Here is a 13079-nt window from a genome sequence, read left to right as displayed (position 1 = left end):
CGCAGGGGCCTCCCGCTCCGATTGGCCCGGTCCGAACGCGAAGGCCGTCCGGAACGTCCTACTGTTGGGCTGCTCGATCGACGACTTCGAGGTGGACGTGGAAATCGCAAGCATCGCCGACATGTGGAACAGGCTGACTGGTGCCCAGCCCGACCCTCCGTGGTGGCTGGTGGGGCTGGTCGCCTTCCTCGCGCTCGGCACCGTCGCCTACGCCCCGTCCTGGCACATCGCGCGCGGGGTCGTCACCATCGCGCACGAGGGCGGCCACGCCCTGGTCGCGCTGCTCACGGGCCGCAAGCTGGACGGCATCAAGCTGCACTCCGACACCTCGGGCGTCACGGTCTCGCGCGGCAAGCCGCACGGCCCCGGCATGGTGTTCACGGCGATGGCCGGGTACCTGGCTCCCCCGCTGCTCGGGCTGCTGTTCGCGGCCCTGCTGGCCGCCGGTCGCATCACGCTCATGCTCTGGTTCTCGCTGGCCCTGCTGGCGGCGATGCTCATCATGATCCGCAACGCCTACGGCGCGCTCTCGATCATCGTCACGGGCGCGATCATCTTCGGTGTCTCCTGGCTCGGCACCCCGAAAGTCCAGGGCGCCTTCGCCTATCTGGCCGCCTGGTTCCTTCTGCTGGCGGCCGCCCGTCCGGTCATCGAGCTCCAGCGCATGCGCGCGCGCCGCATGGCCCCCTCGTCCGACGCCGACCAGCTGGCGCACCTGACCGGCGTCCCCGGCCTGGCCTGGGTCGGCCTGTTCGCCGTGGTCGCGCTGGGATCCCTGGCGGGCGGCGCCCTGCTCATGGTCCCCGACATGTGACCCGGGCCGTTTGCGGTCAGGGCCTCGTCAAGTCACGGGTCCGGAGCCACGATGGTTCATGGACCCATTGCGACTCGACCGCGCCAAGTACCACCGCAAGCGCAAGGCCCGCACCCGCCGGACCCGTCACCGCAGCCGCCCGACCCAGGGCCGCAACCGCCGACGACGCTGAGCCGGGTTTCGTCACTCATTGACGGGTGAATGTCCGACCCTGTCGATAGTTTCGACAATGTGAGCGATCGATGGGACCGGCAGCAGGTGCTCGGGCTGGCGCCCGACCCTGCCTCGGCCAAGGCGGCGGTGGGCATCGCCAAGCCCGGCAGATGGGGCGGCACGGGCGGCGATGACGAGGCCCTTTGGGGCGAGTGCGCGGGCAGCGGCAAGAGCGTCTACCGCACGGGCGTCGACCTGACCGAGCCCGCCTTCCGCTGCACCTGCCCGAGCAGGAAGTTCCCCTGCAAGCACGCGCTCGGGCTGCTCCTGCTGTGGAGCGAGGGCGCGGTGCCGCACGGCGCGCGTCCCGGGTGGGTCGCCGAGTGGATCGAGCAGCGGCGCGAGCGCGCCGACAAGGCCCACGAACGCCAGGAGCACCGGGCCGCCAAGGCGCGCGACCCCAAGACCGCCGAACGGCGCGAGGCCCGGGTCGACGACGGCGTCGCCGAGCTCGACCAGTGGCTGCGCGACCAGGTGACGCACGGGCTCGCCCAGGCCGAGAAGGCGCCCTACCGGCTGTGGGACGACGCCGCCCGGCGCCTGGTCGACGCCCAGGCCGGTGGCCTGGCCGGGCAGGTGCGCGGCCTGGCGGGCGTCCCGCGCCGTCCCGGCTGGCCCGACCGCCTGCTGGAGGAGTACGCGCTGCTCAGGCTGCTGGTGCGGGCCTACCAGCGGCGCGACGAACTGCCCGCGCCGCTGCGCGAGACCGTGCGCACCCGGGTCGGCTTCACCGTTCCGCAAGAAGAGGTCCTGGCCGAGGGCGAGCGCGTCCGCGACCGCTGGTGCGTCACGGGCAGCCGCGACACGGCGGCCGACCAGCTCACCATCCGCCGTGTCTGGCTCCGGGGCGCCGAGACCGGGCGTCCCGCCCTGGTGCTGTCGTTCGCCGCACCGGGACGTCCCCTGGAGGCGTCCCTGGTCGTGGGAACGGCCGTCGACGCCGACTTGGCCTTCTACCCGGGGGCACGCCCCCTGCGCGCCCTCCTCGCCGAACGTCACGGCCCGGCCGAACCCGCACACCCGCCCGGCACCACGATCGCTGGCCTTCTCGACGAGCACGCGGCGGCCCTGGCCGACGACCCGTGGCTGGGCCGCTGGCCCGCCGTCCTGACCGACGTCCGCCCCGCCAGAACCGCCACGGGCGAACTGCACGTCATCGACGCCAAGGGGCACGCGCTCCCACTACGCGCCGCCGACCCCTGGCGCCTCCTCGCGGTCTCCGGCGGCGAGCCCGTCACCGTCTCCGGCGAATGGACCCCCCAGGGCCTCCGCGCCCTCGCCGCCTGGCACCACAACGAGGGCATGGTGATCCTGTGACCACGCCGAACAACACAAGGCAGCCCACACCAGTCCCCCGAGGAGCCAACGCACCGCCCGACACGTCCGGCCGGGTGATCCTTTGAACGTCCAAACGACCACACAGGGTGCACGCGATGAGCACCTGGGATGACCACGTCACCGCAACGCCGCTGAGCACCGAGCGCCGGGACGCCCGGGTGCTGGCCGGGGCACCCGGCGACGCTGCGGGGCGGGTGCTCGGCCAAGCCGTGCTGGGGGCACGACGCGGGCATGGAGATTCTTTGACTGTCGGGAACGACCACGCTCGGGGGCACGAGATGAGTTTGTGGGACGAACGCGTCACCACCGCGCTGCCGGCTTACCGGGGCGCCCCGGCGTTGCCCCCAGGCGCCCGGGGATGCGGCGGGGCGGGTGCTCGGTCGAGACGTGTTGGGGGACGGCGAGGGCGTGGTGGACCTATGACTGTCGTGAACGAGCACGATCGGGGGTGTGCGCGATGAGTTCGTGGGATGAGCATGTCACCGCGGCGTTGCTGGGCACCGAGCGTCGGGACGCTCCGGTGCTGCCCGAGGCGCCCGGGGACGTCGGCGACGCGGCCGGGCGGCTGCTCGACCAGGCGGCGTTGCTGGCCGTGCGGCGGCGGGCGGGGCTGGCGCCCGTCTCGGCCGATCCCGTCACCCCGATCGCGCCCGCGCCTTCGGAGGACGCGCCGGCCGTTCCGGCGGCGGCGGCGCATCGGCTGGCGCGCATCCTGTCCGGCGAGCAGTTGCGGGTGCTGCCCGAATGGCTCGACGCGGCCGCCGGGCTGGGCTACCGGGTGCCCGCGCGTCTCTTGCCTGAGCTGTTGGAGAAGGGGCGTAGCGATCGTGTTTTGCGGCGTCCGATCGCCAAGGCCGGGGGGCGGCGCGGGGTCTGGCTGGCGCTGCAGAACACCGACTGGGCGTATCTGGTCGGCGCGGGCGACGACCCGGGTGGCGAGAACGTGTGGGAGACCGGCACGCGCAACCAGCGGGTGGCGTACCTGACCCGGTTGCGGGGCGGCGAACCGGCGGAGGCGCGCGAGGTCCTGGGGTCGACCTGGGCCAAGGAGCCCGCCCCCGATCGGGCGGCGTTCCTGGCGACGTTCGAGCACAATCTCTCGCGCGACGACGAGGAGTTCCTGGAGTCAGCGCTCGAAGACCGGGGCAAGGACGTCCGGCAGCTCGCCTCCGATCTGCTCGCCCGGCTGCCCGGCTCGGCATACGGGGAGCGGATGGCGGTGCGGGCCCGGGCGTGCCTGCGTCCGGAGGTCCGGACGGTCCGCATGCGCGAGCAGACCTGGATCATGGTGGAGCCGCCCCGCGCCCACGACGACGACCTGGCGCGCGACGGGGTTCCGTTCCATCCCAGCGGCTCGTTCACGCCCGGGGGGCGGTCCGGCGGCCCGGTCGGCACCAAGGCGGCGTGGCTGCGCGAGATCCTCGCCCGCACGCCGTTGTCGACCTGGACCGATCTGCTGGCTCTCCCGCCGATGGAGATCGTGTGCCTGCCGGTCGGGGGCGACGGCGATAACCGCGCCGCGCGTGACGTCCACATCGGGTGGGCGCGGGCCGCGCTGCGGCAGCGCGACGCCTCCTGGGCGCGGGCCCTGCTCAAGGGCGGGGTGATGGTCGACGAGCCCGAGGCGCTGGCCGACCTGCTGCCCGTCCTGCCCGAGGGCGAGCGGGACGCGGCGGCCGCCGCGCTGGTGCGGTGGGTCGAGGGCCAGCCCGACCTGCTCGGCGTCCTCGAACGCATCCCCGGCCCCTGGACGGGCGAGCTGGCCGACACCGTGGTCGCCGGACTGGCGAGCGCCGCCGAGCGCTACTCCTACCGCAGCGAGCACACGCTGATCCAGCTGTGCCGCCTGGCCGACCAGCGGCTCGAGCCGCGCGCGGTGCCCCGGCTCGACGAGCTGGCCCGCGGGCACGGCCTCGAGGCGGCCACCGGCGGCGTCGTCGCCCGCGCCCTCTCCGAACTCACCGAGACCCTGCGCTTCCGCGCCGAGATGCTGGCCGAACTGACAGAACCCGAGGAGATCCAGTGACCACCGACGCCGTCCTGCGTCCGCACGCCGAACAGCAGTACGCCGACGAGCTGGCCCTGCTGGCCGAGCACGACGACCGGCCGCGTCCGCCCGGGTGGAAGCTGTCGCCGTGGGCGGTCACCACCTACCTGCTCGGAGGCGAGCTTCCCGGGGGCTCGGAGATCAGCCCCAAGTACGTGGGCCCCCGCCGCCTGATGGAGGTCGCGGTGGCCACGCTCGCCACCGATCGGGCGCTGCTGCTCCTGGGCGTCCCCGGCACCGCCAAGACGTGGGTCTCCGAGCATCTGGCCGCGGCCGTCAGCGGCGACTCCACCCTGCTGGTCCAGGGCACGGCGGGCACGGCCGAAGAGGCGATCCGCTACGGGTGGAACTACGCGCGGCTGCTGGCCGAGGGGCCGTCCGAGAAGGCCCTGGTCGAGAGCCCCCTCATGCGCGCGATGCGCACCGGCGCCGTCGCCCGCGTCGAGGAGCTGACCCGCATGCCCAGCGACGTCCAGGACGCGCTGATCACCATCCTGTCCGAGAAGACGCTGCCCGTCCCCGAGCTGAACACCGAGGTCCAGGCGGTCAAGGGCTTCACCGTCATCGCCACGGCCAACGACCGCGACCGCGGCGTCAACGAGCTGTCCAGCGCCCTGCGCCGCCGGTTCAACACCGTCGTCCTCCCGCTGCCCGAGTCCGTCGACGACGAGGTCGACATCGTCGCCCGCCGCGTCGACCAGATCGGCGCCTCGCTCGAACTGCCCGAGAGCCCCGCGGGGCTGGAGGAGATCCGCCGCGTGGTCACCGTCTTCCGCGAGCTGCGCGGCGGCGTCACCGGCGACGGCCGCACCAAGCTCAAGTCCCCCAGCGGGACGCTCAGCACGGCCGAGGCCATCTCGGTGGTCACCAGCGGCCTCGCGCTGGCCGCGCACTTCGGCGACGGCGTCCTGCGCTCCGCCGACGTCGCGGGCGGCATCGTCGGCGCCGTGGTGCAGGACCCCGTGTCCGACCGCGTCGTGTGGCAGGAGTACCTCGAAACGGTCGTCCGCGAGCGTCCCGAATGGCGTGACTTCTACCGGGCCTGCCGGGAGGTGTCGTGAGTCAGGTCGAGGTCTACGGGATCCGCCACCACGGCCCCGGCTCGGCCCGCGCGGTGCGGCGCGCCCTGGCGGAGTTCCGGCCGGACGCCGTGCTGATCGAGGGGCCGCCCGAGGCCGACCCACTGGTCGAGCTGGCCGCCGACCCCGGCATGGTCCCGCCCGTCGCCCTGCTGGCCTACTCCCCCGGCCTCGACCAGGCCGGACGCCGGGCCGCGTTCTGGCCCTTCGCCGAGTTCAGCCCCGAGTGGCAGGCGATCAGGCACGCCCTCGCGGCCGGAATCCCGGCCCGGTTCTGCGACCTCCCGGCCGCCCACCAGCTGATCCCGGCGGCCGAGGAGGAGCCCCCTGAGGAGGGCGTCCGCCTCGACCCGCTCGGCCGGCTGGCCCGCGCCGCGGGCTACGACGACACCGAACGCTGGTGGGACGACGTCGTCGAGCACCGCGGCGCCGCCCCCGACGACCCGACCCCCTTCACCGCCATCGCCGAGGCCATGACCGAGCTCCGCGACCAGCTCGCCGGGGAGAGCCCGTCCCGCCGCGAGGAGCAGCGCGAGGCCCACATGCGCCGGACGCTGCGCCGCACCCTCAAGGAGGGCCACGAGCGGGTGGCCGTCGTCTGCGGGGCCTGGCACGTCCCGGCCCTGCTGGCCAAGGTCCCCGCCACACAGGACGACCAGACCCTGCGCGGCCTGCCCAAGGCCAAGGTCGCCATGACATGGGTCCCCTGGACGCACGGCCGTCTGGCCGACCGCTCCGGCTACGGCGCGGGCGTGCGCTCCCCGGGCTGGTACCACCACCTGTTCACGGCCCCCGATCGTCCGATCGAGCGATGGCTGACCAGTGCCGCGCGCGTCCTGCGCGAGGAAGACCTGCACGTCTCCTCCGCACATGTCATCGAGGCGGTCCGCCTGGCCGGGGCACTGGCCGCCCTGCGCGGGCGTCCCCTCGCGGGCCTGGACGAGGTCACCGAGGCCACCCGGGCCGTCCTGTGCGAGGGCGCCGAGCTGCCCGTCGAGCTGATCCAGCGCCGCCTGGTCGTCGGCGAGCGCCTCGGCTCCGTCCCCGAGAAGACCCCGATGGTCCCGCTCCAGCGCGACCTCCAGGCCGAGCAGCGCCGGCTGCGGCTCAAGCCGTCCGCGCTCGACAAGGAGCACGACCTCGACCTGCGCAGGCCCATCGACCTCGACCGCAGCCGCCTGCTGCACCGCCTGCGGCTCCTCGACGTCGACTGGGGCACGCCCGCCGAGAGCCGCTCCAAGGGCACCTTCCGCGAGACCTGGACGCTCGTGTGGCGCCCCGAGTTCGACGTCGAGCTGATCGAGGCCGGTGCCTGGGGCACCACCGTCCACGCCGCCGCGTCCGCCCGCGCCGAGGCGATGGCCACCGAGGCGACGGCGCTGGCCGACCTGACGTCGGTCGCCGAGCGCTGCCTGCTGGCCGATCTCGGCGACGCGCTCCCGACCGTGATGGGCGCCCTGTCCGACCGCGCGGCCGTCGACACCGACGTCGCGCATCTGATGTCCGCGCTGCCGCCCCTGGTCCGCGCCCTGCGCTACGGCGACGTCCGCGGCACCGCCACCGGCCCGCTCCAGGCGGTCGTCGACGGCCTGGTCGTCCGGGTCTGCGTGGGCCTGCCGCCCGCCGCGCCCGGCCTGGACGACGACGCGGCCCGCGAGCTGCTGACCCGCGTCGACGCCGTCCACAGCGCGCTGGCGCTGCTCGCCGACCCCGGCCACCGGGACCGCTGGCGCGCCACCCTGGCGGCCCTGGTCGACCGCGACGGCCTGCACGGCCTGATCGAGGGCCGCCTCACCCGCCTCCTGCACGACGCGGGCCGTCTCGACGACGTCCCCGCCCGCATGGCCCGCGCCGTCTCCGTCGGCTCCCCGCCCGACCGCGCGGCCGCCTGGGTCGAGGGCTTCCTGTCGGGCGGCGGCCTCGTCCTGATCCACGACGACCAGCTCCTGCGCCTGGTCGACGCCTGGATCGCCGCCCTGCCCCCCGCGTCCTTCACCGACGTCCTGCCCCTGCTGCGCCGCACCTTCTCCGCCTACGCCGCCGCCGAACGCCGCACGCTGGGCGACCGGGTCCGCCGCCTGGACCAGCCGGCCCCCGCCGCCCGTCCCGACTCCGAAGACCCGGCCAGAGCCACCCCCGCCGCCCTGACCGCCCTCCAAATCCTCGGCTGGGCACCCGACGACCGCACCACGGAAAGGGCCCGAGCATGAGCGGCGACCGCCACCCCGACACCCCGGCCCCCGCCAGAGAAACCACCACGCCGACCACCCCCGGCCGGACGACACCCGACCACCACAACGCAAGCATGGGCCGCGACCGCCACCCCGACACCCCGACACCCGCCAGTGGTAACGCCACGCTGATCGGCCTCGGCCGGAGGAGACCAACACCCGGCGACCACACAACGGGAGGGGCTCGAGCATGAGCACCGAGAGCGCCGAGCGGCTGCGGCGATGGCGGCTGGTACTCGGCGGCGAGGGAGCCGAGGGCACCGGGGTCGGGCTTGAGGGCGGCGACGCCCGCATGGACGGCGCGCTGGAGAAGCTCTACGGCGGATCCCCCGAGGAGGGACGGCCCAAGCCTGGACGGCGCAGCGCCGGTCTGGGCGACTCGGCACCCAGCGTGGCGCGATGGCTGGGCGACATCCGCGCGTATTTCCCCTCGACCGTCGTCCAGGTGATGCAGAAGGACGCGATCGAGCGCCTCAACCTCACCCGCCTGCTGATGGAGCCGGAGATGCTCGACGCGGTCGAGCCCGACGTCCACCTGGTCGGCACGCTGCTCGCGCTCAACAAGGTGATGCCCGACCGCGCCCGCGAATCGGCCCGCGCGGTGGTCCGCACGGTCGTCCGCGACCTGGAGAAACGCCTCGCGCAGCGGACCCGCTCGGCGATCGGCGGGGCGCTGGACCGCTCGTCCCGCGTCCTGCGGCCGCGCCGCCTCGCCGACGTCGACTGGAACCGGACGATCCACGCCAACCTCCGCAACTACCTGCCGGAGCACCGGACGCTCGTCCCGGAGCGCATGATCGGCTACGGGCGGCGCCAGCAGTCGGTGAAGCGCGACGTCGTGCTGTGCGTCGACCAGAGCGGTTCGATGGCGGCGTCGGTGGTGTACGCCAGCGTGTTCGGGGCCGTCCTGGCCTCGATGCGCTCGCTGCGGACGTCCCTGGTCGTCTTCGACACCGCCGTCGTCGACCTCACCGACCAGCTCCACGACCCCGTCGAGCTGCTGTTCGGCACCCAGCTCGGCGGCGGCACCGACATCAACCGCGCCCTCGCCTACGGCCAGACCCTGGTCACCCGCCCGAACGACACCATCTTCGTCCTGGTCAGCGACCTGTACGAGGGCGGCTCCCGCGAGGAGATGCTCCAGCGCGTCGCGACGATGACCGCCGCGGGCGTCCAGGTCATCGTCCTGCTGGCCCTGTCGGACGAGGGCGCGCCCGCCTACGACCACGAGAACGCCGCGGCCCTGGCTGCCATGGGCGTCCCCGCCTTCGCCTGCACTCCCGACGCCTTCCCCAACCTCATGGCCGCCGCCGTCGAACGCCGAGACCTCCGAACCTGGGCCGAACGCAACAACTGATCACCCACCCCCCTCATCCCGGCGACGAGAACGACCACCACACCCGCGAACCCGGCTTGGCGCGGGCTGGACGTGTCGGGCGGCGCATCCCACTGGGCGTGGGGCCGGTGCGGGCGGTGGCGTCCGTGGGGCAAAGCGGGGCGGGCTGGACGTGTTGGGCCGCGTGTTGCGCTGGCGGGGGTTCGGGGCGGGCGTGGCGCTTGGGGTCGGGGGTCAGGGCGGGCGGGTTAGGCCTCGGGCCAGGAGGAGGACGACCAGGGCCGTGAGGACGGTGTGGAGGGCGAAGGGGGCGGGCTGGACGGTGACGAGCAGGGCCCAGCCGCCCCACAGGACGACCCGCAGGACGCGGGCGGCCATGATCGTCCAGGCGGCGGCGCGGCTGCCGCGCCAGGCCAGGATGACGGCGACGAGGGTGACGACGGCCAGGACGGCGAACGAGGAGGCCACCACGGGCAGCAGGCCGCCGCGCTTTCCGTCGCTCAGGCTCGGGTCGGCGATGAGGACGGCCAGCGCCGCGACGTCCAGGGCGGCCAGCAGCGCGGCCAGGGAGAGGCCGGTGATCACGGCGATGGAGCGGGGCAGCCTGCGGTAGCGCCTCGGTTCGGGTTGCCAGGCGGGTCCCGGGGCGACGGGTGGTGGAGCCGATCCGAACGGTGGTGGGCCGGGGAGAGTTTGGGCTCCGAAGGGCGGTTGGGGCGGTACGAAGGGTTGCTCGGGCGGGGGGCTTTGGTCGGGGTTTGTGGAGGGGACTTGTTCTGGGGTGGGGGGCTTGCTGGGGCGGGTGCGGTCGCCCAGAAGCCAGAGGAGGGCCTGTTCGGAGGTGGGGCGGTCGGCGGGGTCTTTGGAGAGGCAGGCTGCGGCGACCTCGGCCAGGGCGGCGGGGAGGGGTGAGAGATCGGGGGTCTCGTTCATGACGCGGTACATGACGGCGGGGAGCGGGCCGCCCGCGAAGGGGTCGCGGCCGGTGGCCGCGTAGAGCAGGGTGGCGGCCCAGGCGAACAGGTCGGCGGACGGGCCGATCATGGCGGCGGCGAACTGTTCGGGGGCCATGTAGGCGGGGGTGCCGATCACCTGGCTGGTGAGGGTGGATCCCGAGTCCAGGGCGCGGGCGATGCCGAAGTCGATCACGCGGGGGCCGTCGGGGCCCATCAGGACGTTCTGCGGCTTGAAGTCGCGGTGGACGATGCCCGCGCGGTGGATGGCGGTGAGGGCGGTGACCGAGCCGATGGCCAGGCGGTCGAGGTCGGCGCCCGTGCGGGGGCCTGAGTTCTCGACGAGTTCGCGCAGGGAGGGCCCCGGGACGTACTCGCTGACGATGTAAGGGCGGTCGCCGTCCAGGTCGGCCTCCAGCATCTGGGCGGTGCAGAAACCGGCCACGCGCTGGAGGAGGGCGAGCTCGCGGACGAAGCGGGCGCGGGCGTCGGGGCTGCCCAGGAGCCGGGTGTGCAGGAGCTTGATGGCCACGCGGGTGGGATCGGGGTCCTTGCGGCCGAGGTAGACGGCGCCCTGGCCGCCGGTGCCGAGGCGGCCGAGGATCTCGTATTCGCCCAGGCGTGCCGGATCGGCGGTGCCGAGCGGTAGCGGGGCCGCCATCCGCGCCTCCCCCGATAACGAAATAGCCCACGTTTTGCCCCACAACGAACCACGGTGCGGCTGCATCAAAGAGTATAGGTTCGGTGGCCCTGAGGGGGAGGCGGAGAAATGCCTAAGATCAATTCCCGAATTCTCGGGAGCGGGGTTCTCGTTGTGCCGCTCGTGCTGGGGACGGCGGTGGGTTGCGGTGGCGCGGGAGAAACGATCACGAGGCTGACGGTGGGGTCGCCGGGACCCGACCCTTATACGTTGATGTCGAACGTCGACCGGGAGGACGTGGCGCCTCGGGCGCATTCGGGCGGGACGGCGAGCGGGGACGCGCCCGGCCTCTACGGCGGGACGCGCCGCGCGGCGAGCTGCGATCCCGCCAAGATCGTGAGCTTCCTGCGGGCGAATCCGGCCAAGGCCAAGGCGTGGGCGGGGGTTCACAAGATCGCGGCGGATGAGATCCCGCGGTTCGTCTCCAAGCTGACGCCGGTGCTGCTGAGAACGGACACTCTGGTGGTGAACCACGGGTACAAGAAGGGCAAGCCGACGCGTGGCGCGGCGGTGCTCCAGCGGGGCATCGGAGTTCTGATCAACGAATACGGCGTTCCCGTGGTGAAGTGCAATTGCGGAAACCCGCTGACGGCGCCGGAGAAAAAGATCTCGACGGGGAAGGGGAAGTACAAGGGGTCGAGCTGGCCCGGATTCTCCAAGAAGAAGGTGACCAAGGTCGAGAAGCGGAGCACGGTGGTCGCCTTTGTGCTGGTGGATCCGGAGGCCGAGATCGGGTTCAACCGGCCGCTGTCGACGACGGGCGAGTCGGACGGGCCGCCCACGAGCCCGCCGCCCGACGCGGTGTCGCCGGGTCCGAGCGGTTCGACCTCGGCCGACCCCTCGACCGGTCCGTCCGAGGGGCCGGGCGGGACGATGGAGCCGACGCCGACGCCCACGACCGAGCCGACCGTTGAGCCGACCGGCGTGGCACCGGAGCCGACGCCGGAACCCGACATCTCGATGGCGCCGGTGGAGGGCCCCTCGGAGACGCCGCCGATCTCGTAGGCTATATTTGCTCATATGAGCACTACTTCAGACGTCACCTGCGCGGTCCGGGTCGTCGATCCGGACAAGGTCGCCCTGGTCACGGCCTCGATGCCGGACGGGGAGGCGATCGCCGAGCTGGCCCAGGTCTTCGGCCTGCTGTCGGACCCGGGCCGCCTGCGGGTTCTCACCGCGCTCCTGGAGGGCGGCGAGATGTGCGTCTGCGACATCGCGGCGGCGTGCGGCAACAGCGAGTCGGCGGTGTCGCACGCGCTGCGGCTGCTGCGCGCCAACCGCGTGGTGCGGGTCCGCAGGGCCGGGCGCATGGCCTACTACCGGCTGGACGACGCCCACGTGCGGATGCTGCTCGACCTCGCCCTGGTCCACGTCGGCCACCAGGGGGACGGCGGTGAGTGACCACGGGCACGGCCACGGGCACGCCGTCTCCGCCGGGTCCGACCGCCGGTATCTCGGCGGCGCGCTGGCGCTGATCCTGGTCTACATGTCGGTCGAGGTCGTGATCGGCCTGATCGCCCAGTCGCTGGCGCTGATCTCCGACGCGGCGCACATGATGACCGACGCGTTCGCGATCTTCCTGGCGCTGGTGGCGATGCGCATCGCCGCGCGGCCGCCCAAGGGCGGCTTCACCTACGGGCTGCGCCGGGCCGAGATCCTCTCGGCCCAGCTCAACGGGCTGACGCTGATCCTGCTCACGATCTACTTCGTCTACGAGGGCGTCGGGCGGATGATCGACCCGCCGGACGTCAACGGCGCCCTGGTGTTCTGGACCTCGCTGTCGGGCGTCGGGATCAACCTGGTGGCGACCTGGCTGATGAGCAAGGCCAACCGGGACAGCCTCAACGTCGAGGGCGCGTTCCAGCACGTCCTGAACGACCTCTACGCGTTCATCTCCACGATGATCGCGGGCCTGGTGGTGTGGACGACCGGGTTCGCCGAGGCCGACGCGATCGCCTCGCTGGTCGTGGCCGCGCTGATGCTGAAGGCGGGCTACGGGCTGTTGCGCGACGCGGGCCGGGTGCTCATGGAGGCGGCGCCCTCGGGGATCGACCCGTCGGAGCTGGGGACGCGGCTGGCCGAGCGCCCCTGCGTGGAGGAGGTCCACGACCTGCACGTCTGGGAGGTCAGCTCCGGCTACCCGGCGATGTCGGCGCATGTGATGGTGGAGCCCAAGAGCGACTGCCACGCCGTCCGGCGCGATCTCCAGGCGCTGCTGCGCAGCTCGTACGGGATCACCCACACGACACTTGAGGTCGACCACGTCGACGACGAGTTCCACTGCGAAGACCCGCACGGCCCGCGCCATGTGTCCGAGCAGGACGACGGGCACGAGCACGTCGGCGGGGACGCCCGCTGCCACTGAGCG

The 13079-nt window shown here is 73.3% G+C and carries 10 protein-coding genes; 9 read left to right on the top strand and 1 reads right to left on the bottom strand.

The features are described 5' to 3' along the window. Nucleotides 1-121 precede the first annotated feature (121 nt). The 6 genes from ACQPY4_RS15740 (at nucleotide 122) to ACQPY4_RS15715 (ending at nucleotide 9079) form a co-directional block, all read left to right on the top strand. Complete coding sequence (locus ACQPY4_RS15740; RefSeq protein ID WP_433338932.1) at nucleotides 122-814, top strand: M50 family metallopeptidase; 693 nt, start codon at nucleotides 122-124, stop codon at nucleotides 812-814. 231 nt (nucleotides 815-1045) lie between these two features. Then, complete coding sequence (locus tag ACQPY4_RS15735; RefSeq protein WP_433336917.1) at nucleotides 1046-2344, top strand: SWIM zinc finger family protein; 1299 nt, start codon at nucleotides 1046-1048, stop codon at nucleotides 2342-2344. A 478-nt stretch (nucleotides 2345-2822) separates the two neighbouring features. Beyond that, nucleotides 2823-4391, top strand: coding sequence for a DUF5691 domain-containing protein (locus tag ACQPY4_RS15730; RefSeq protein WP_433336915.1), 1569 nt, complete (start codon nucleotides 2823-2825; stop codon nucleotides 4389-4391). Next, nucleotides 4388-5473 (top strand): ATP-binding protein, encoded by a 1086-nt coding sequence (locus ACQPY4_RS15725; RefSeq protein WP_433336913.1) that lies wholly within the window; start codon nucleotides 4388-4390, stop codon nucleotides 5471-5473. Before ACQPY4_RS15730 ends, ACQPY4_RS15725 begins: the two co-directional genes overlap by 4 nt. Next, complete coding sequence (locus ACQPY4_RS15720; RefSeq protein ID WP_433336911.1) at nucleotides 5470-7701, top strand: DUF5682 family protein; 2232 nt, start codon at nucleotides 5470-5472, stop codon at nucleotides 7699-7701. The genes ACQPY4_RS15725 and ACQPY4_RS15720 overlap by 4 nt, the downstream gene beginning before the upstream one ends. 211 nt (nucleotides 7702-7912) lie before the next feature. Then, nucleotides 7913-9079, top strand: a complete 1167-nt coding sequence (locus tag ACQPY4_RS15715; protein ID WP_433336909.1) for a VWA domain-containing protein — start codon at nucleotides 7913-7915, stop codon at nucleotides 9077-9079. A 213-nt stretch (nucleotides 9080-9292) separates the two neighbouring features. On the opposite strand, the gene ACQPY4_RS15710 is transcribed toward ACQPY4_RS15715, so the two are convergent. Then, nucleotides 9293-10672 (bottom strand): serine/threonine-protein kinase, encoded by a 1380-nt coding sequence (locus ACQPY4_RS15710; protein WP_433336907.1) that lies wholly within the window; start codon nucleotides 10670-10672, stop codon nucleotides 9293-9295. A 252-nt stretch (nucleotides 10673-10924) separates the two neighbouring features. Here ACQPY4_RS15710 and ACQPY4_RS15705 point away from each other — a divergent pair, with 252 nt between their 5' ends. The 3 genes from ACQPY4_RS15705 to ACQPY4_RS15695 are packed head-to-tail and all read left to right on the top strand — an operon-like array spanning nucleotide 10925 to nucleotide 13076. Further along, a complete protein-coding gene (locus ACQPY4_RS15705; RefSeq protein WP_433336905.1) occupies nucleotides 10925-11716 on the top strand; it encodes a DUF6777 domain-containing protein in 792 nt (263 codons plus the stop codon). Between the two features lie 15 nt (nucleotides 11717-11731). Continuing rightward, nucleotides 11732-12112: an ArsR/SmtB family transcription factor gene (locus ACQPY4_RS15700; RefSeq protein ID WP_433336903.1), complete on the top strand. Its 381-nt coding sequence runs from the start codon at nucleotides 11732-11734 to the stop codon at nucleotides 12110-12112. Next, nucleotides 12105-13076: a cation diffusion facilitator family transporter gene (locus tag ACQPY4_RS15695; RefSeq protein WP_433336901.1), complete on the top strand. Its 972-nt coding sequence runs from the start codon at nucleotides 12105-12107 to the stop codon at nucleotides 13074-13076. The genes ACQPY4_RS15700 and ACQPY4_RS15695 overlap by 8 nt, the downstream gene beginning before the upstream one ends. Nucleotides 13077-13079: the final 3 nt, after the last annotated feature.

It is taken from the genome of Spirillospora sp. CA-294931 (assembly GCF_050946795.1).
Lineage (GTDB): Bacteria > Actinomycetota > Actinomycetes > Streptosporangiales > Streptosporangiaceae > Spirillospora.
This window is presented reverse-complemented; position numbering and strand designations above follow the sequence as displayed.

Excerpts from the sequence above, each read along its gene's own strand:
- ACQPY4_RS15710 (WP_433336907.1), bottom strand. The coding sequence starts at position 10,672 with ATGGCGGCCCCGCTACCGCTCGGCACCGCCGATCCGGCACGCCTGGGC.
- ACQPY4_RS15730 (WP_433336915.1), top strand. The coding sequence starts at position 2,823 with ATGAGTTCGTGGGATGAGCATGTCACCGCGGCGTTGCTGGGCACCGAG.
- ACQPY4_RS15705 (WP_433336905.1), top strand. The coding sequence starts at position 10,925 with ATGTCGAACGTCGACCGGGAGGACGTGGCGCCTCGGGCGCATTCGGGC.
- ACQPY4_RS15715 (WP_433336909.1), top strand. The coding sequence starts at position 7,913 with ATGAGCACCGAGAGCGCCGAGCGGCTGCGGCGATGGCGGCTGGTACTC.
- ACQPY4_RS15740 (WP_433338932.1), top strand. The coding sequence starts at position 122 with ATGTGGAACAGGCTGACTGGTGCCCAGCCCGACCCTCCGTGGTGGCTG.
- ACQPY4_RS15700 (WP_433336903.1), top strand. The coding sequence starts at position 11,732 with ATGAGCACTACTTCAGACGTCACCTGCGCGGTCCGGGTCGTCGATCCG.